Genomic DNA, 16,490 nt, shown 5'->3' with positions numbered 1-16,490 from the left:
TCTACTTCCTCCCCATCAAAGAGTCTTGAGGCTCTTTTTTTGCCTGCGCGAATCAGTGCCCGGCCGGTTCGCGGCGGATCGACCGCCAGGCGGCCTGCGCCAACAGCTCGCGATAGGCCTTCGGACTGCCCTGCACCCGCCCGGACAGCCACGCCCGGCAATAGCTGTCGGCCTGACCGACGATGAGCGAAGGCAGCAGTTCGGCGGGGCAATCGTTGAGTTCGTCGGCGCGCCCAGGCTCGGCCAGCCATTGGCGCAGGCTCAGGTTGCGGGTCTTGTTGCGCTCGGCGAGTTCGTCCTTGTGCGGGCCTTTCGTCACGGCGAACCGCGCGTGGTACTGGAAGCGCGCCCATTCCGGCTGGTTCTCCACCCAATCCACGTAGCTGTAGACCAGCGCCCTCAATCCCTCTTCGGTGGTGGCGGCCTGGGACAGGTACGCGTCGCGCAGGCGTGCCTGATCCTCCAGCGCGGTGAAGAACAGCGCCGCCACCAGCCCCTCCTTGTTGCCGAAATGGTGGTAGATCGCACCGACGCTGGTGTCGCATTCGGCACGGATCATTTCGATGGTGGTGGCCTCGATCCCCTGCTCGTTGAACAGGCGTAAGGCCTGGCGAAAGATGTCGCGCTTGAGTTCGGCCCGGCGGCCGGGGTAGCTGCGTTCGAGAATGTCTGCGGTGTCCATGCTGCCAATGGCCTTGAAAAACTGCGGAAGAAGGCACGCCCGTGCCCATGGAAAAACCCGGACAGGTTGACAGATTTCCCGCGGACAGAATACCGTTCCGTTACAGAACAATATTCTGTAACGGAACAATATTCCGCAAACCAATCCCGAGGGTTCCCCATGAGTCAGTTCCTCACCCTGTTCAACAGCGCCGGCCCCCAAGCGTTCAGCCAGATGGCCTGCCAGGTGGCGCCGTACTTCAGCACCATCGATCCGCTGGTCACCGACCTGCGCGCCAACCATGCCGCCGTGCAAGTGCCGTTTCGCCGCGAGATCACCAACCACCTGGGCACCGTCCACGCCATCGCCCTGTGCAACGCCGCCGAACTGGCCGCCGGCATGATGACCGACGTGTCGATCCCCGCCGGCGCACGCTGGATTCCCAAGGGCATGACCGTGGAATACCTGGCCAAGGCCAAGTCCGACGTGACCGCCGTGGCCAGCGGCGAGGGGCTGGACTGGACGAGCGAAGGCGACAAGCTCGTGCCCGTGGACATCGTCGATGCCGAAGGCAAGAAAGTGTTCACCGCGCGGATCACCATGAATGTGAAGCTGGCCTGAGACCGCAGGCACAAAAAAGCCCTTGCGGCGCTCATCGCTGCAAGGGCTTTTGCCGTCCGCAAGGGTCAGGTCAGTGCAGGGTCAGGCGCTGACGGACAAACGCTTCGGTGCGCCGCGTCACCTGATCCAGGTGCCGGTCGCGCTGCTTCTCCGCATCGAGCATCGCCCGCTTGCCGTGCTTCTGCAGCAGGTAGGTGTGGATCTGCTGCACCTCCAGCGAGCGGTAGATCGGTGTCGTGTCGATGAAGCCGCTCAGTCCGCTGCTGCGGTAATGGCGGGTGCTCATGAGCACCTGCGTCGCCCGTTGGCCGATCACCTGAAAGCCCATGGCCTCGAAATGCGGCACCTTGCCCACGGTGCACGTCAGTTCGGCATGGGGGTAGCGGGCCAGCATCTCGCCGATCATCGCCCGTGCCACGCCCTGACGCCGATGCCCTTCACGCACGGCCAGGTAGGCGACGCTGCACGCCTCCCAATCGCCCTGAACCGGCAGGTACAGCAGGAATCCGGCGACCTGCTCCGGATCGTCCTCGTCGGTGGCGACCAGCAGTTCCACCTCCGTGCCCTTCTCCCCGTTCAACGCCTCCAGATACAGGTGCACCTCATAGCCGACCGCGTACTGGTAGACGTTGTACAGCAGGTTGCTGGGGCCCAGGCCGATGGCGCTGATGTCGGTCAGGTAGTCGACGACCATCTGCAGAATCTGGCTGTTGATGCCTTCGGGGCATGGGGACTTGTAGTGGGTAATGCGGGGCATGGCGGGCGGACTCCGGCGTAAGGCACAGTCGCCGGGCGACTGGATGCCCGGCAAGCGGCGACATCATACCTTGTGCGGGGGATCGCGGCTGTCCGTCGGAGTCGGCGTCACAAACAGGACAACCGCTCCCGCAGGGCGCCGTGCGGCTGACAAAAATTTCATCTGCCCGGCAGCGGATCTTTCGCCGATTCGGCGTCCAATTCTTCAACTGCGCTCACTTTCCGAGGCAGGCCTTGAGGAGTTGTCATGAACGTTGTCCGTTCGTTGTCCCGTTGGCGCAAAGCCCTGCTGCTCGTGCCGTTGACGATTGCGGCGCTGGCCGGCACACCGGCGTTCGCCCAGCCCGAAGTCATCATCCGGGAAGCGCCGCCGCCGATGCGCATGGAGCCGATGCCCGGCGCACGCCCCGGCTACGCCTGGGATCAAGGCCACTGGCGCTGGGAAGGACGCGGCTACGCCTGGGTGCCCGGCCACTGGCAGCCGGTGGTGCGCCACGGCGCCCGCTGGAAACCGGGGCACTGGCAGGCGCGCGGGCCTAACTGGTACTGGGTCGAAGGCCATTGGGTGCGCTGACCGTGAACCGACCGCAAACGCCCCTCTTCAGGAACACCGCCATGTCGCGATCCGTCAAAACCCTGATCGCCGCCGCGCTGGCGGCGATCGCCCTGTCCGGCTGCGTCGTCGCCCCGGCCCGGCCGCACCGGCCTCCGCCGCCGGTGGAAGTGGTGCCGGTCATGCCTGCGCCGGGCTATCACTGGGTGCAGGGCCATTACCGCTGGGGCGGCAACCAGTGGCGCTGGGTGCCGGGGCATTGGCGGGCGTATTAGCGGCGCACCCGAGGCTTGCGCCGTGAACGGCTGACCGGCCCGCCCGGTTCTCAACGCTACCGAAACTGACGGAACAGAACCACCGGGCGCTTCATCGAACCGAACCGGCGCTCGTGGCTCGGGTTGCCCTTGCAGGCGCTGGACACGTAAGCGGACAGTTCGGCCGCAATGCGTGCGTCCACGTCTCCACCCCCGTCCCGTGCACGCTTGAGCGCGCACTCGGCCGTGCCGGGGCTGGAGTTTCGAATGCGGGCATTGATCATGGCTTCCTCGACAGAACCGCCGGCCGCTGTAACGTGTTCGAACGACGGCACCCAGACTTTCGCGAGCCAGCGGTCAATGATGTATCGCTGCACGTCCTTCTCACGCAGGGCCGCCCGCATCCAGTGCCTGAACACCTGCCAGTCTTCACGCGTGGTGCTGCCCTTTCTGTAGGTGGCGCAATAGCTCGCCCCTCCTCCGAATGCGTTGTGGCCGAAGGGTTTGCCGTCCAGATCCACGGTGATCTCCGAACGGGGCGTCGTGCACACCCCGCCGTTGGCGCGGACGCGGTCGTAGTTGACGCCGCGCAGCCTGAAGAAGGCATCCGCGTGCGGCGCCAGGTCAGGGTGCTGGCGCTTGAGGTAGTCGAACAGCTCGACCAGCTCGCCGCTGTCGGTGTGGTTGATGCCGATGCCGCCTACCGCATAACTGATGAGGTGCTTGCCGTCGCTGCCTACGCCCGGCCCTTGCCAGGCTTTTTTGTGGGGATCCTCGGGCAACGGCTCATCGGACTTCACCCCCCATTCGGCAACGGCGCTCGTCAGGACGAGCAGTCCGATGCCCGACGCGGAGGCCGGATCCGACGGTCGGTAACCGTCCACCCATTTCCTGATCGTCGCCGCAGGCACCTGCTCCTTGTAGAAGGATGCGTTGTCTTCGGCATTCACCGACCAGTGACCGGCCTGAAGCATGTCCTCAAACTGCTCATCGGACACGCCGTTGCCGGCAAGGGCCGACAGGGCCATGGCACAGAGCGATGCGCCGACCCTCCATTTCATTCTGTTCATGCCTTCGTCTCCCATCAGGTGAAGGACTCACGCGACCGAACCGGATGCGCCGGGAAATCCGCCAAGGATCACTGCTGCGGCGCCACCACCTTGAACTTGATGTCGATGTCCTTCGACACCACGGTGTCCGCCCACTCCCCCGCGCCGAGGCCGAAGTCGTCGCGCCTGAGCGTCAGTTCACCGTCGAAGATGCCGATGCCGTTGCCCGGCTTCAGGTGCACCGGCACCTGCACCTCGCGGGAAATGCCTTTGAGGGTGAGCCGGCCGGTGACCCGGTAACGGTCGGCGCCGGCCGGTTCGAAGCGGGTCGACTCAAACACCGCGACCGGGTGCCGCACGGTGTCGAACCAGGCCGGCTTCGCCAGTTCGGTGTTGGCGTCTTCGCTGCCGGCGTCGATGCTGGTGAGGTCGATGTGCAATGAAGTGCGGGCAGCGGCAAGGCGCTCGGTATCAAGGTCCAGGGTGGCGTCGAACTTGCCGAACGTGCCGTACATCCGCGAGCCCATCTGGCTGTAGGTGAAACTGATCTGGCTGGCCGCGGTGTTGACCCGGACATATTCGGCCGCTTGCGCGGCGGACACCGCGCACAGACACGACACAGCCGCCAACAGCCATCGGATCGACATGGGACTCTCCGCTCTCGGGCACCTCGATTGACTTAAGCAAACATCCGCCGCTCATGCCACATCGCCGGCCATGTGCGCCTTCAGGTAAGCGATCAGCGCGGCGACCTTGGGCGACGGCACGTGCTCGCGGGCGGTCACCGCGTTCAGGTCCTGGGGCGGGCCGATCCACTCGGGCAACACCCGCACCAGCCGCCCGGCGCGCACGTCCTCGTCCAGGCTTTGCGCCATCGCCAGCGTCAGCCCCTCGCCGGCCAGCACCGCGTCGCGCAGCAGCGCTGGGTCGTTGGCCAGCACCTGCGGATCGACGCGGTAATCCTTCAGCCGCCCGCCGGCCCGGCGCAAAGGCCAGACATAACCGACATCGCGACGGGCCTGGTGCAAGGCCAATGTCCGGTGCCGCATCAGCTCTTCCGGATCGGCGGGGCAACCCTCGCGCTCAAGATAGGCCGGCGCGGCAAAGATGCCCGTGGGAAAACTCGCCAGCCGCCGGGCGATCAGGCTCGAATCCGGCAGCGCGCCGAGGCGCAGCGCCAGGTCGATCCCCTCGCCCACCAGGTCCAGCGGCACATGGGACGCCAGGATCTCCAGGCGGATCTGCGGGTAACGGCGGCAAAACCCGGCCAGCATCGGCGCGAACCAACTGACGCCGAACGAAAACGGCACCGTCACCCGCAACCAGCCACGGGGCCCTTCGCGCAACTGCTGCACGGCCTGCTCGGCCTGCTCCAGGGTGTCGGCGATGGACCGGCACTGCTCGTAGTACACCGCGCCGGCCTCGGTCAGGCTCAGCTGGCGCGTGGTGCGGCGCAGCAGTTGCGCGCCGATGGCCTGCTCAAGTTCGCGCACCCGCCGGCTGACCGTGGTCTTCGGAATCTGCAAGGCATGGGCCGCCGCGGTGAAACTGCCCAGTCGCACCACCTGCAGGAAAACCAGTGTGTCATTCAAGTCGCGCTTCATCCGAAAGCCTTCTGCACAGGGGTGGATTGTGCCGCCCACGGCACATTGCATGCCGGGATTATGGGCTAATCACCGACACCCGCGCGACTTAGGATCAAGGCTCCCTTCAACTGGAGTGCCCCTGATGAAACTCAATGAATACGCCGCCCACGACGGCGTCGGCCTGGCGCGGCTGGTCGCGGCGGGCGACGTCACCCCGCAGGTGCTGGCCGGCTTGGCCATTGAGGCCGTGCAACGGGTCAACCCATCGGTCAATGCGGTGATCGAACACTGGACGCCCACCGTGACGACCGGCAGCGGCCCGCTGGCCGGCGTGCCGTTCCTGATCAAGGACCTGGCCATCACCGCCGCCGGCCGCCGCAACGAATTGGGCAGCCGCCTCGCCCAGGGACTCACCGCACCGAACGACTCCCACCTGATGCAACGTTTCAATGCCGCCGGCCTGCTCACGTTGGGCCGCACCACCACCCCGGAAATGGCGTTCAGCACCGAAACCGACTCCGTCTTGCAAGGGCCGACGCGCAACCCGTGGGATCCGCAACGCTCCGCCGGCGGCTCCAGCGGCGGCGCCGGGGCAGCGGTCGCCGCCGGCATCGTGCCCATCGCCCATGCCACCGATGCGGCCGGCTCGATCCGGGTGCCGGCGGCGTTCAACGGGCTGGTCGGGCTGAAACCGACGCGGGGCCGCAGCTCCCACGGGCCGGCGATGGACGAGGTGTTCGCCGGGCTCGGCGTGCAACTGGGCCTGTCGCGTACGGTGCGTGACAGCGCAGCGTTGATGGACGTGGTGCAAGGCTCTGCGCCGGGCGACCCGTACCACACCGCCGCGCCGGCAGAGGGCTTTCTGGCCCAGGTCGGCCGCGATCCGGGCCGTTTGCGCATCGGCGTGCTCGACACGCCATGGAACGGCGCCGCCGTCGACCCGGAGATCAAGGACGCCCTGTCCGCCGCTGCCCGCGAACTCGAAGCGCTCGGCCACCGGGTCGAGACCGCGCAAGCGCCGCTCGGTGCCTCGTGGGACGCCTTCGTCGAAGCCAACGCGCACATCTGGTGCGCGAGCCTGGTGCGCTGGATCGACCACCTCGCCGATGCCGCCCGCCGGCCCGTCGACCGCAGCACCCTGGAGCCGGCCACTCTCGCCTGCTACGCCTTCGGCCAGCGGTCCCGGGGCACGGACTTCGCGGCGGCGCTGGAGCTGCGCAACAGCATCGCCCGGCAGGTCGCCGCGTGGTTCGGGACGGTCGATGTGCTGCTGACCCCGACCCTGCCGCAGTTGCCGCAAGCCCTCGGCACCTACAACCACGGCGCCGAGCGGCTCGACGGCCGGCAATGGACGGCGCGGGTGTTCGAGCATTCGCCGTTCACGCCGGTGTTCAACGTGGCGGGGACCCCGGCGATTTCCCTGCCGCTGGGCACGTCCCGCAGCGGCCTGCCGATCGGCCTGCAACTGGCCGCCCGCTTCGGTGCCGATGACGTGCTGCTGCGCCTGGCGGCACAACTGGAGCAGGCGCTGCCGTGGCGGAACCGCCGCCCTGCGCTATGGGCCGGCAACGCCTGACCGGTGACCACCTCCCTCAAACAAGGGAGCATGCCTGTGGCGAGGGAGCTTGCTCCCGCTGGGGTGCGGAGCGCCCCCGAAATGGCCGGCAATGCCGCACAGGCCAGCGGGAGCGAGCTCCCTCACCACAAGGGACTACACCAGCCGTTCGATCTTCTGATGCTGCCAGACCATTTTGTAATACAGCGTCTGCAGCACGAGCATCCCCAGGTACGCCAGCGGAAACGCCATCCACACGCCCTGAAGCCCGTAGTGCCCGTCCAGCCAGTACGCCGCCGGCAACTGCACGCCCACCACACAGACAATCGCGACGCCCACCGGCACCAGCACCGTGCCGCTGGCGCGCATGATCCCGCCGATGATCGCCTGGAAGCCGAACACCAGCAGGCTCCAGAGCATGATGTGCAGCAGGTGCTCGGCCATCGAACGGGTCGCGTCCTCGGTCAGGAACAGGCCCAACAGCCAGTGCGACAGCAGGTAGCCCAGCACGATCAGGCCGCCGGTCAGGCCCACGTTGATCCAGAGCCCCGTGCGCAGGATCGGCCCCAACCGCTCCAGCCGACCGGCACCGATGGCCTGGGCGCCGAGGATCGACGCGGTGATGGCGATCGACAGCGCCGGAAACTGCACGTAGTTGACGATCTGCGTCACCGCGCCATAGGCCGCCGTCGCCTGCGAACCGTGCTGGTTCACCAGCGCCAGGATCACCAGTTCCGACAGCGACAGCACGATCATCTGCACCCCGGTCGGCAGGCCGATGCGCAGCACCTTGCCCAGGATCGCCCCGTCCAGGCGCAGCGCCGCGAAGAACTCCCGGTCCGGCGCCAGCGGATGCCCCTTGCGGATCAGCCGCCACGCCAGCCAGCCCATCGCCGCCAGGTTGCCCGCCAGCCCCGCGTACGCCGCGCTCTGGATGCCCATCTGCGGCAACCCCAGCCAACCGCGGATCAAGGCCGGCGTCAGCGCCAGGCCGACGCCGGTCGAGACCATCAGCGCCAGCAGCGGCGACAGCGTGTCGCTCACCCCGCGCAGCAACTGGGTGAACAGCACGAACACCAGCATCGACGGCAGGATCCACATCATCACGTGGGCGTAGGCCACCGCGTCGTCCAGCACATCCGCCGGCGTGCCCAGCCCCTGCAACGCCGGCCGCGCGAACACGCTGCCCAGCACCGCCGCCGCCAGACCGATCAAGACGCCCAGCAGCAACGTCGCCCCGGAGATCGCCTTGACCATGTGCGCCTCCCGCGCGCCCCACGCCTGGCCGATCAGCACGCCCGCCCCGGCACCGAGGCCGATGACCAGCGCAATGAAGAAAAAGATGATCGGGAACATCCCCGACACCGCCGCCAGCGCCTGGGTGCCGAGCATCTGGCCGATGTAGATGCTGTTGACCGTGCCGGACATCGATTGCAGGAAGTTCGACAGCACCATCGGCGCCAGAAACAGAAAATAGGTTTGCCAGAGGGGGCGTTGGGCGGCAGGGTTTTGCATGGGGTAGAGATCCGTCTCGGCGGCAGGGGCTGATGGCCGATAGCTTCAGCGAGTTGCCGCAAAGGCGCAATCGACATTTCGGGCCGACACCGCAAACGCTCCGGCCGGATCCATCGGTGGGTTCCGCGGCGCCGATGTGGTAAACAGCACTCCCCTTCATCGAGGCTGCCGACGTGCCCCATTCCCTGCGTTTGATGACCTGCGCCTTGCTGGCGACATTCACCCTCACCGCCCACGCCGCTCCATCTCCCGAATCCTTGAAACCCTTGCTGGCGACGCTCAACGAACGCCTGAACATCGGCGACCAGGTGGCGCTGACCAAATGGGACAGCGGCAAGCCGATCCAGGACAGCGCCCGGGAAGCCCAGGTGATCGCCAACGCCCGGACGCTGGCCGCCGAGCGCAAGCTCGACCCGGAAGACGTCGCGCAATTGATCGCCGCCCAGATGGAAGCCAACAAACTGGTGCAGTACGGCCTGCTGGCGCAATGGCAGGCGGCGGGCGCTGCGCCCGACACGCCGCGCCCGGACCTGGGCAAGCAGATCAGGCCCCGCCTCGATGAACTGCAGACCCGGCTGCTGCAGCAATGGGCCGCCTTCGCGCCCTATCGCCATGACCCGGACTGCACGGCGTGGCTGGCCGGAGCACGCAAGGGGCTGGCGCAAGACGCCCTGCATGAACTGGCCCTGATCCGCGCCACGGGGGAATTGTGCGTCCGCCCGGCAACGCCGTGATTAGGATTGGCGACACGCGTCACGGCCCTATCGGCGGCATCGATAGTCACCATCAGCGCAATGAAGTTCTCTAAAAAAATCCCGGGCGTAACATCGGCTCCATACCAACCGACAACACCCCGGAGCACACGATCATGAAACGCCAAACCATCCTCGGCATCGCTTTCTCGGTACTTGCACTGAACGCCTTTGCAGCCCCTTCCGCCCACACGGTGATCGCCGAAGGCGGCTCGGACAAACTGATCGAAAGCCGTTTGGCCGAAGGTGGCTCGGACCGGCTGATGGAGCGCCGCGTCGCCGAAGGTGGCTCGGATCGTCTGATGGAGCGCCGCGTCGCCGAAGGTGGTTCGGACCGTCTGATGGAACGCCGCGTCGCCGAAGGTGGTTCGGACCGTCTGATGGAGCGCCGCGTCGCCGAAGGTGGTTCGGACCGTCTGATGGAGCGCCGCGTCGCAGAAGGTGGCTCGGACCGTCTGATGGAGCGCCGCGTGGCCGAAGGTGGCTCGGACCGGCTGATGGAGCGCCGCGTCGCCTGACCCCGTCGACCGTTCCACGGCATCCCCCATAAAAAAACCGGCCTGATCAGCCGGTTTTTTTGCATTCGACCGTCGCTTACTGCACGGTTTTCAGCTTGATCACGTCGCCGGACACCTTGGTGGTGTAGCCGGTCAGCACCCATGCCCAGAACCAGTTTTCCTGAACCTGAGTGTTGATCATGGCGTCGCCGCCGCGGGCCTGGATCGCGGCGCTCTGGGCGCGGACGAAACGGCTGTTCTGACGGATCGGGATAACGCCGAACAGCAGCATGCCGGTGGCGCTGGCTTCGCTGTGGCCAACCACGGTGTACTGGCTGCTGTCGTAATGCTGGGTGTTCATCGGGGTGCCGGTGCAACCTGCCAGAACCACACCGAACAGTGCGGCGGCGACTACTTTGCTGAGGTATTTCACTGCGTGACTCCATTGAGTAAACGCCCGGGATCCATCTCTCGGGCGGCGCACACTTTACCGGACGCGATAGCTCATTGATATCACTCTTGAGCGATTTCCCTCCGCGGCCTCACTGGAAGCCCGACCGCGAAAGCGCCTACCATAGCGCCACACCAATAAGAACAGACACCGCCCATGATCAAAGCCAGTCTGCGTAGCCATCTGACTCTCTGGTTTGCCGGCCTTTCCCTTCTGACGCTGCTGAGCGTCGGCTTCTACATCGGCCATATCGCCACCGAACAAATGAAACAGGCCAGCGGCAATGCCCTGCTGAGCAACGCGCGCTCGGCGGCGGCTTTGCTGGGCCAGCAGTTGCGCGAACGGCAACTGGAGGTCTACCTGCTCAGCCGGGCGCCGCACCTGGAGCGCGGCGACCTGGACAACCCCGCCATCCTGACCTCGATGAAACTGCGCAGCGAGGCCCGCGCCGAATATGCGTGGATGGGGGTGGCCGACGCCGAAGGCCGGGTGCATCAGGCCGTCAACGGGCTGCTGGTGGGCCAGTCGGTGCAGCAGCGCCCGTGGTTCCAGGCCGGCCTGCGCGGGGAGTACACCGGCGACCCGCACGAGGCCGTGCTGCTGGCCAAACTGCTGCCGGGCCTGCCGAACGGCGAACCGCTGCGCTTCATCGATTTCGCCGCGCCGATCCACAACGCCGACGGCCGGGTGATCGGCGTCCTCGGTGCCCACGCCCATTGGAGCTGGGTGACGCGGATCGTCGAATCGGCGGTCTCGCACAAGGATGCGGCGCCGGACATCGAGGCGCTGATCATCGACCACGACGGCAAGGTGCTGTACCCCGAAGCGCTGGTCGGCCAGCAACTGGCGCCCACCGATCCCGCCTCACCCGGCTGGATCGCCGCCAACGGTTACCTGACCGCCCAGGTCACGGTGCCGACCCCCGCCAGCACCGCGCTGTCCTGGTCGATCGCCGTGCGCCAGCCGCTGGACACCGCCCTGCAGCCGGCGCGCTCGCTGTTCTACAAACTGCTGTTGCTGGGCGGCATCGCCGCCGTCGGGTTCGCGTTGGTCGGCCATTCCCTGGCGCTGTACCTGAGCCGTCCGATCGAACACTTGGCGCGCTCGGCCCGGCAGGTGCAGAACCACGAGTCCGGCGTGCGCTTCGCGCTGCAGCACCCGGTGCTGGAGATCGCCCAGCTCGGCCAGTCCATCGACGCCATGACCCGCTCCCTGCTCGGCAAGGAACGCGAACTGCAGCAGGCCAACGCCTCGCTGGAAGCCACGGTCGCCCTGCGCACCGCCGCCCTCACCCAGGCCAACGCCGAACTGCTGAAGCTGGCGACCCACGATGCCTTGACCGGTGTCCACAACCGCCGCCGCTTCGACGAAAAACTCACCGAATACAGCCTGCTGTTCCGCCGCACCGGCCGCCCGTTCGCCTTGCTGCTGATCGACGCCGACCACTTCAAGCGCACCAACGACACCCACGGGCACGCCGTCGGCGACGACGTGCTGCGGCAACTGGCGCAGCTCATCCAGACCTCCACCCGCGCCACCGATTTCGTGGCCCGCTACGGCGGCGAGGAGTTCGCCGTGCTGCTGCCGGAGATCGCCAAGCCGGACACCCCGGACATCGTCGCCGAAAAGATCCGCGCTGCCGTCGCCGAGGCGCACTTCCCGGTGGTCGGCCAGATCACCGTCAGCATCGGCGTCGGCCTGGCGGACCCGGCCGACAACACGCCCGCAGCGCTGGTCACCCGGGCCGACCGGCAGTTGTACCGGGCCAAGGCCGAAGGCCGGAACCGGGTGGTGTGCCAGGTGCCGTTCGGCGAGGTGAACCGGCAGGGATAAACCTGTTCAGGGGCGAGCGGCCGATGCCTCTGAGAAGCCGCTCAGGTACGCCAGCAGGTTGTCGATCTTCTCTTCGTCGCTGAGCCCCCAGAAGATCATCCGCGTGCCCGGCACCACGCCTTTCGGATCCTTGAGGTACGCCGTCAGCGTCTCGCGGTCCCAGGTGATGCCCGAGCCTTTCATGGCCTCGGAGTACACATAGTTGGCCGACGTCCCCGCCGCCCGGCCGATGATGCCGTTGAGCTGCGGGCCGAATCCGGGGCGGGCGGACTCCCCCACCTGGTGACAGCCGCCGCACAGGCGCGGGAAGAGCTTGGCGCCGGCCTCGGCATCCCCTGCGGCGTGGGCAGGCAGGCTCAATAGGGCTGTGTTGAGGATCAGGGCGAGGGTCAGCGTGACGGTGTTTTTCATCGGGGTTCCGGACAGGCCAGGCGGGCGGCGCAAGGGTAGCAGTTTGCGGCAGAGGGTTCTCCACAAGCTTCAAGCTTCAGGCCAACGAGGACGTTACAGATAAGCGCCCACCACCTGCCTGACCTTGATCAACGCCTGGCGCAAAACGTCCATGTCCACCGAGCCCAGGGCCAGCCGGATCGCATGGGGCACGTGGGCCGACACCGTGAACGGCTCGGCGGTGGTGACCGACACCTGCCCGCGCATCAGTTCGGCCACCACCTGGTCGGCGCGGGCGTCCTCCGGCAACGGCAGCCAAAGGAAATAGGACGAGGGGTGCCCCACCACCGGCAACCCTTCGAGCACCTCGACCGCCAGCGCCTGACGGGCCTGGGCGTCGCTGCGTTTCTGCGCCTCCAGCACCTCGACCGTGCCGTCGTCCAGCCAGCCGCAGGCGATGGCGGTCATCACGCCGGGGGTGTTCCAGGTGGTGGCGCGGACGATGCGCTCCAGCGCCGGCACCGTGGCCCGCGGTGCGGCAATGAAGCCCACGCGCAGGCCGGTGGCGATGTTCTTGGACAGGCCGGAAACGTACACCGTGCGCTCCGGCGCCAACACCGCCAGCGGTGGCGGCGCATCGTCGGCCAGAAAGGCATAGGCCGCGTCTTCGATGAGGGTCAGGTCATGCCGGCGGGCAATCGCCGCCAATTGCTCGCGCCGCGCCAGGGACAGCACCCACCCCAGCGGATTGTGCAGGGTCGGCATGCAGTACACGGCGCGCACCGGACGGCTGCGGCAGAGGGTGTCCAGCGCCGCCAGGTCCGGCCCCTGGGCGGTGACCGGAATCGCCACCACCTCCAGGTGCAGCGCCTCGGCCAGCACCTTGAAGCCCGAATAGGTCAGGGCATCGGCCGCGATGACATCGCCGGGCTTGAGCAGCGCCATCAGCGTCACCGCCAGCCCCTGCTGCGCACCGTTGACGATCAGCACCTGCGCGGCATCGACCGACAGTCCGCGGCTGCGCAAATGGCGGGCGACCGAGGCCCGTTCGTGCTGGCGCCCGGCGTGGGGCTGATAGCGCAGCAGTGCTTCCAGGTCGCCGGACAACGCCAACTGCCGCAACGCGGTGCGCAGCAGATCGGCCTGACCGGGCAGCGACGGGTAGTTGAAGTTGAGATCGATCATGCCGACGGCCACGTCTTTCTGATCGATGCCCTGCCCCGGCGACAGCGAGGTCTCACGCACGAACGTGCCGCGCCCGGCCTCGCCGCTCACCAGCCCCATGGCCTCCAGTTCGGCATACACCCGCGAGGCGGTGACCAGCGCCAGCCCTTCGCGGGCGGCCAGTTGCCGGTGGGTGGGCAGGCGGGTGCCGGGCGCCAGGCGCCCCGAGCGGATGTCTGCCGCATAGGTATCGACCAGGGACTTGTAGCGGGATCGGGGCATGCCGGGCTGTATCCATGACAATTCTTTGATTGTCTTGATTCTCAGCCATAGGATTCGACGCAGGCAACCCCCAACCTTGAGCGCGACCCTGTATGGAACGAACGTCGAACCTGCCCCACCCCGCCCTGGAGAAGACCAGCGGCTGGATCAACGGATTCATTGGCGTGGTGATTTTCAGCGGCTCATTGCCGGCCACACGGCTGGCGGTGCTGGAATTCGACCCGGTGTTTCTCACCGTGGCCCGCGCCACCCTCGCCGGCCTGCTGGGGCTGTGCCTGCTGTGGCTGTTCCGCGAACGGCGCCCGGCACGCGACCAGTGGTGGCCGCTGCTGATCGTGGCGCTGGGCGTGGTGGTCGGGTTTCCCTTGCTCACGGCGCTGGCGTTGCAATACGTGACGTCGGCCCATTCGATCGTGTTTGTCGGCTTGCTGCCGCTGGCCACGGCAGTGTTCGGCGTGCTGCGCGGCGGCGAGCGGCCGCGTCCGGTGTTCTGGATCTTCTCGGGGCTGGGCAGTGCGCTGGTGGTCGGTTTCGCGCTGGCGCAAGGCTTGAGCGCCTCGCCCACCGGCGACCTGCTGATGCTGGCGGCCATCCTGGCCTGCGGGCTGGGTTACGCCGAAGGCGCGAAACTGTCGCGCACCCTCGGCGGTTGGCAGGTGATCTGCTGGGCGCTGGTGCTGGCGCTGCCGGCGATGGCGGGCTTGAGCCTGTGGCGGATGCCCGACTCGTTCTCCGGCATCAGCGTCACGGCCTGGACGTGCCTGGCCTACGTGTCGCTGTTCAGCATGCTGATCGGGTTTGTGTTCTGGTATCGCGGGCTGGCCCAGGGCGGGATCGCCGCCGTCGGGCAACTGCAGTTGCTGCAGCCGTTCTTCGGCCTGGCGCTGGCCGCGACGCTGGTGCATGAACAGGTCAGCCTGGGCATGCTGGCCGTGACGCTGGGGGTGATCCTGTGCGTGGCCGGGGCGAAGAAGTTCGCCCGCTAGCCCTCAGCGGGCGTCGGCCTTCCACTGCCTCGGGCTTTGCCCGGTCTTGCGCCGGAACGCCCGGGCCAGCGCCGACGGACTTTCATAGCCGACCTCTTCGGCGATCAGCGCAATCGGCCGGCCCTCGCGCAGGCGCTTCTGCGCCAGGCTGATCCGCCAGCTCAACAGGTAGTCCAGCGGCGTCTGCCCCACCACCCGGCGAAAATGCTCGGCGAACCCGGCGCGGGACTGGTTGGCGGCCGCCGCCAGCTCGGCCACGCTCCAGGCCCGGGCCGGCTCGTCGTGCATCAGCCCCAACGCCCGCGACAGCCTTGGATCGGCCAGCCCGGCCATCATGCCCGGTTGCTGGTCGCGCCGGCTGATGAGGTAGCGCAGCAGCAGGATCACCAGCAGCTCGAACAGCCGGTCCATCACCGCTTCACGCCCGCAATGCCCGTCGAAGGCTTCCTTGAACAGCCACGCCAGCGTGCTGCCCAGCTCCGGGATGTCGGTGAGCTTCAGCACCAGGTAGTCCGGCAGGGCCGACGCCAGCGCGTTGCCGGAGCCGCCGTCGAACGTCAGCGAGGCGCACACCAGTTGCGTGCCCATCGATTCGTCGGCGAACAGTCGGTGGGCCAAGGGCCGGGGGAAGAAAATCAGGGTCGGTTCGTTGAGCGTCAGCTCAGGGTCATTGCCGGGCTTGAGCAGCACCTCGCCGGCCTGCAGCAGGTGCACATGGCCGCACGCCTGTTCGCCGCCGTAGGCGCTGACGCCGCAGAACGCGCCGCTGTGGAACGTGCCGGCATTGACGCCGAAGTGGGTGAGCAAGGTGGAGAGGCGATCCATGACGGCATCCTCGGCGACGGGTTTGGACGATCTGCCGCATATCCTCGACGATTCGCACCCAAAGCACCAGCCGCGCTCCCTAACATGAGCTCCATCCCCGGCGCACTCCGCACCGGACATTCGGAGATTCATCATGAGCCGCATCACCCCGATCAGCCTCGACACCGCCGCCGACGCCACCCGCACCGTGCTGGAAGGCGTGCAGAAGAAAATCGGCTTCCTGCCCAATGTGTTCACGACGTTGGCCAAGGCGCCCGTGGCGCTGGACACCTACCTGCAAGCCTCCGCCATCCTGGGCAAGACCTCGCTCAGCGCCAAGGAGAAAGAAGCGGTGTACCTGGCCACCTCGCAGGTCAACGGCTGCGACTACTGCCTGAGCGCCCATACATTGTTCGCCAGCAAGGCCGGGCTGTCGGCCGAGGACATCGCCCAGGCGCGCCACGGCCGGCTGAACGCCTTCGCCGCCCTCGCCCGCCAACTGACCGAGACCCGCGGCCAGTTGAGCGACGAACAAATCGCCGCCGCCCGCGCCGCCGGCATCGACGACAAGCAAATCATCGAAACGGTCGCCCTCGTCGCCGTGCAGACCCTGACCAACTACCTCAACAACGTGGCGCTGACCGACATCGACTTCCCCGCCATCTGAGGCCTGCCGGCTCCCGCAGGGTTCAGCGGTGTCCGCATAAATGGCCGGCTCCCACCGATCCTGTGGGAGCCAGCCTGCTGGCGATAGCGGTCTGTCAGCCACCCAAGATGTTGC

Annotated in this window: 19 protein-coding genes; 9 read left to right on the top strand and 10 right to left on the bottom strand. The window is 67.2% G+C overall.

The genetic code is table 11. The annotated features are described in order from the left end of the window. Positions 1 to 52: 52 nt before the first annotated feature. On the bottom strand, positions 53 to 682 hold the full coding sequence (locus ACIP0B_RS10200) for a TetR/AcrR family transcriptional regulator (protein WP_400831628.1): 630 nt from the start codon (positions 680 to 682) through the stop codon (positions 53 to 55). Positions 683 to 841: 159 nt separating this feature from the next. On the opposite strand from ACIP0B_RS10200, the gene ACIP0B_RS10195 reads away from it, so the two are divergent. Further along, complete coding sequence (locus ACIP0B_RS10195) at positions 842 to 1,282, top strand: hotdog fold domain-containing protein (protein ID WP_400831626.1); 441 nt, start codon at positions 842 to 844, stop codon at positions 1,280 to 1,282. A gap of 70 nt (positions 1,283 to 1,352) precedes the next feature. Here ACIP0B_RS10195 and ACIP0B_RS10190 read toward each other — a convergent pair whose 3' ends face one another. Next, positions 1,353 to 2,039: a GNAT family N-acetyltransferase gene (locus ACIP0B_RS10190; protein WP_400831625.1), complete on the bottom strand. Its 687-nt coding sequence runs from the start codon at positions 2,037 to 2,039 to the stop codon at positions 1,353 to 1,355. Between the two features lie 246 nt (positions 2,040 to 2,285). Between ACIP0B_RS10190 and ACIP0B_RS10185 the strand changes: the two genes are divergently transcribed. Next, complete coding sequence (locus ACIP0B_RS10185; protein WP_400831623.1) at positions 2,286 to 2,612, top strand: YXWGXW repeat-containing protein; 327 nt, start codon at positions 2,286 to 2,288, stop codon at positions 2,610 to 2,612. 41 nt (positions 2,613 to 2,653) lie between these two features. Further along, positions 2,654 to 2,866 carry a hypothetical protein gene (locus ACIP0B_RS10180; RefSeq protein WP_400831622.1) on the top strand — a complete coding sequence of 71 codons (213 nt, stop codon included), beginning with the start codon at positions 2,654 to 2,656 and terminating at the stop codon, positions 2,864 to 2,866. 56 nt (positions 2,867 to 2,922) lie between these two features. On the opposite strand, the gene ACIP0B_RS10175 is transcribed toward ACIP0B_RS10180, so the two are convergent. The 3 genes from ACIP0B_RS10175 to ACIP0B_RS10165 all read right to left on the bottom strand — a co-directional run bounded on the left by ACIP0B_RS10175 (position 2,923) and on the right by ACIP0B_RS10165 (position 5,486). Next, a complete protein-coding gene (locus ACIP0B_RS10175) occupies positions 2,923 to 3,915 on the bottom strand; it encodes a hypothetical protein (protein WP_400831620.1) in 993 nt (330 codons plus the stop codon). A gap of 68 nt (positions 3,916 to 3,983) precedes the next feature. Continuing rightward, positions 3,984 to 4,541, bottom strand: coding sequence for a YceI family protein (locus ACIP0B_RS10170; protein ID WP_400831619.1), 558 nt, complete (start codon positions 4,539 to 4,541; stop codon positions 3,984 to 3,986). Positions 4,542 to 4,592: 51 nt separating this feature from the next. Further along, a complete protein-coding gene (locus ACIP0B_RS10165; protein ID WP_400831617.1) occupies positions 4,593 to 5,486 on the bottom strand; it encodes a LysR substrate-binding domain-containing protein in 894 nt (297 codons plus the stop codon). Positions 5,487 to 5,622: 136 nt separating this feature from the next. Here ACIP0B_RS10165 and ACIP0B_RS10160 point away from each other — a divergent pair, with 136 nt between their 5' ends. Next, positions 5,623 to 7,056, top strand: a complete 1,434-nt coding sequence (locus ACIP0B_RS10160; RefSeq protein ID WP_400831616.1) for an amidase — start codon at positions 5,623 to 5,625, stop codon at positions 7,054 to 7,056. A 135-nt stretch (positions 7,057 to 7,191) separates the two neighbouring features. On the opposite strand, the gene ACIP0B_RS10155 is transcribed toward ACIP0B_RS10160, so the two are convergent. Then, on the bottom strand, positions 7,192 to 8,550 hold the full coding sequence (locus ACIP0B_RS10155) for an MATE family efflux transporter (RefSeq protein WP_400831614.1): 1,359 nt from the start codon (positions 8,548 to 8,550) through the stop codon (positions 7,192 to 7,194). 194 nt (positions 8,551 to 8,744) lie between these two features. Here ACIP0B_RS10155 and ACIP0B_RS10150 point away from each other — a divergent pair, with 194 nt between their 5' ends. Further along, positions 8,745 to 9,284, top strand: coding sequence for a chorismate mutase (locus ACIP0B_RS10150; RefSeq protein WP_400831664.1), 540 nt, complete (start codon positions 8,745 to 8,747; stop codon positions 9,282 to 9,284). Between the two features lie 134 nt (positions 9,285 to 9,418). Beyond that, positions 9,419 to 9,820, top strand: coding sequence for a hypothetical protein (locus ACIP0B_RS10145; RefSeq protein ID WP_400831613.1), 402 nt, complete (start codon positions 9,419 to 9,421; stop codon positions 9,818 to 9,820). 76 nt (positions 9,821 to 9,896) lie between these two features. On the opposite strand, the gene ACIP0B_RS10140 is transcribed toward ACIP0B_RS10145, so the two are convergent. Beyond that, a complete protein-coding gene (locus tag ACIP0B_RS10140) occupies positions 9,897 to 10,232 on the bottom strand; it encodes a hypothetical protein (protein ID WP_400831611.1) in 336 nt (111 codons plus the stop codon). 174 nt (positions 10,233 to 10,406) lie between these two features. On the opposite strand from ACIP0B_RS10140, the gene ACIP0B_RS10135 reads away from it, so the two are divergent. After that, on the top strand, positions 10,407 to 12,083 hold the full coding sequence (locus ACIP0B_RS10135) for a diguanylate cyclase (protein WP_400831609.1): 1,677 nt from the start codon (positions 10,407 to 10,409) through the stop codon (positions 12,081 to 12,083). A gap of 6 nt (positions 12,084 to 12,089) precedes the next feature. Here the strand turns inward: ACIP0B_RS10135 and ACIP0B_RS10130 are convergent, their stop codons facing one another. Continuing rightward, entirely contained in the window at positions 12,090 to 12,494 is a 405-nt protein-coding gene (locus ACIP0B_RS10130) for a c-type cytochrome (protein WP_400831608.1), read from the bottom strand. A 93-nt stretch (positions 12,495 to 12,587) separates the two neighbouring features. Further along, positions 12,588 to 13,919, bottom strand: coding sequence for a PLP-dependent aminotransferase family protein (locus ACIP0B_RS10125; protein WP_400831606.1), 1,332 nt, complete (start codon positions 13,917 to 13,919; stop codon positions 12,588 to 12,590). A 92-nt stretch (positions 13,920 to 14,011) separates the two neighbouring features. Here ACIP0B_RS10125 and ACIP0B_RS10120 point away from each other — a divergent pair, with 92 nt between their 5' ends. After that, entirely contained in the window at positions 14,012 to 14,905 is an 894-nt protein-coding gene (locus ACIP0B_RS10120) for a DMT family transporter (RefSeq protein WP_400831605.1), read from the top strand. A 3-nt stretch (positions 14,906 to 14,908) separates the two neighbouring features. Here the strand turns inward: ACIP0B_RS10120 and ACIP0B_RS10115 are convergent, their stop codons facing one another. Continuing rightward, positions 14,909 to 15,730, bottom strand: coding sequence for a cupin domain-containing protein (locus ACIP0B_RS10115; protein WP_400831604.1), 822 nt, complete (start codon positions 15,728 to 15,730; stop codon positions 14,909 to 14,911). 133 nt (positions 15,731 to 15,863) lie between these two features. Between ACIP0B_RS10115 and ACIP0B_RS10110 the strand changes: the two genes are divergently transcribed. Continuing rightward, positions 15,864 to 16,376: a carboxymuconolactone decarboxylase family protein gene (locus tag ACIP0B_RS10110; protein WP_085579881.1), complete on the top strand. Its 513-nt coding sequence runs from the start codon at positions 15,864 to 15,866 to the stop codon at positions 16,374 to 16,376. The last annotated feature ends 114 nt before the right edge of the window (positions 16,377 to 16,490 follow it).

It is taken from the genome of Pseudomonas sp. NPDC089534, from assembly GCF_044749305.1.
In the GTDB taxonomy this organism is placed as follows: domain Bacteria; phylum Pseudomonadota; class Gammaproteobacteria; order Pseudomonadales; family Pseudomonadaceae; genus Aquipseudomonas; species Aquipseudomonas ekonensis.
Note: the sequence above shows the minus strand (reverse complement) of the source record. Positions and strands in the feature narration are given on the sequence as shown.

Bases quoted from the DNA above. Each gene is read 5' to 3' on its own strand.
- ACIP0B_RS10200 (WP_400831628.1), bottom strand. From the start codon at position 682: ATGGACACCGCAGACATTCTCGAACGCAGCTACCCCGGCCGCCGGGCC.
- ACIP0B_RS10195 (WP_400831626.1), top strand. From the start codon at position 842: ATGAGTCAGTTCCTCACCCTGTTCAACAGCGCCGGCCCCCAAGCGTTC.
- ACIP0B_RS10190 (WP_400831625.1), bottom strand. From the start codon at position 2,039: ATGCCCCGCATTACCCACTACAAGTCCCCATGCCCCGAAGGCATCAAC.
- ACIP0B_RS10185 (WP_400831623.1), top strand. From the start codon at position 2,286: ATGAACGTTGTCCGTTCGTTGTCCCGTTGGCGCAAAGCCCTGCTGCTC.
- ACIP0B_RS10180 (WP_400831622.1), top strand. From the start codon at position 2,654: ATGTCGCGATCCGTCAAAACCCTGATCGCCGCCGCGCTGGCGGCGATC.
- ACIP0B_RS10175 (WP_400831620.1), bottom strand. From the start codon at position 3,915: ATGAACAGAATGAAATGGAGGGTCGGCGCATCGCTCTGTGCCATGGCC.
- ACIP0B_RS10170 (WP_400831619.1), bottom strand. From the start codon at position 4,541: ATGTCGATCCGATGGCTGTTGGCGGCTGTGTCGTGTCTGTGCGCGGTG.
- ACIP0B_RS10160 (WP_400831616.1), top strand. From the start codon at position 5,623: ATGAAACTCAATGAATACGCCGCCCACGACGGCGTCGGCCTGGCGCGG.
- ACIP0B_RS10155 (WP_400831614.1), bottom strand. From the start codon at position 8,550: ATGCAAAACCCTGCCGCCCAACGCCCCCTCTGGCAAACCTATTTTCTG.
- ACIP0B_RS10150 (WP_400831664.1), top strand. From the start codon at position 8,745: ATGACCTGCGCCTTGCTGGCGACATTCACCCTCACCGCCCACGCCGCT.
- ACIP0B_RS10145 (WP_400831613.1), top strand. From the start codon at position 9,419: ATGAAACGCCAAACCATCCTCGGCATCGCTTTCTCGGTACTTGCACTG.
- ACIP0B_RS10135 (WP_400831609.1), top strand. From the start codon at position 10,407: ATGATCAAAGCCAGTCTGCGTAGCCATCTGACTCTCTGGTTTGCCGGC.
- ACIP0B_RS10130 (WP_400831608.1), bottom strand. From the start codon at position 12,494: ATGAAAAACACCGTCACGCTGACCCTCGCCCTGATCCTCAACACAGCC.
- ACIP0B_RS10125 (WP_400831606.1), bottom strand. From the start codon at position 13,919: ATGCCCCGATCCCGCTACAAGTCCCTGGTCGATACCTATGCGGCAGAC.
- ACIP0B_RS10120 (WP_400831605.1), top strand. From the start codon at position 14,012: ATGGAACGAACGTCGAACCTGCCCCACCCCGCCCTGGAGAAGACCAGC.
- ACIP0B_RS10115 (WP_400831604.1), bottom strand. From the start codon at position 15,730: ATGGATCGCCTCTCCACCTTGCTCACCCACTTCGGCGTCAATGCCGGC.
- ACIP0B_RS10110 (WP_085579881.1), top strand. From the start codon at position 15,864: ATGAGCCGCATCACCCCGATCAGCCTCGACACCGCCGCCGACGCCACC.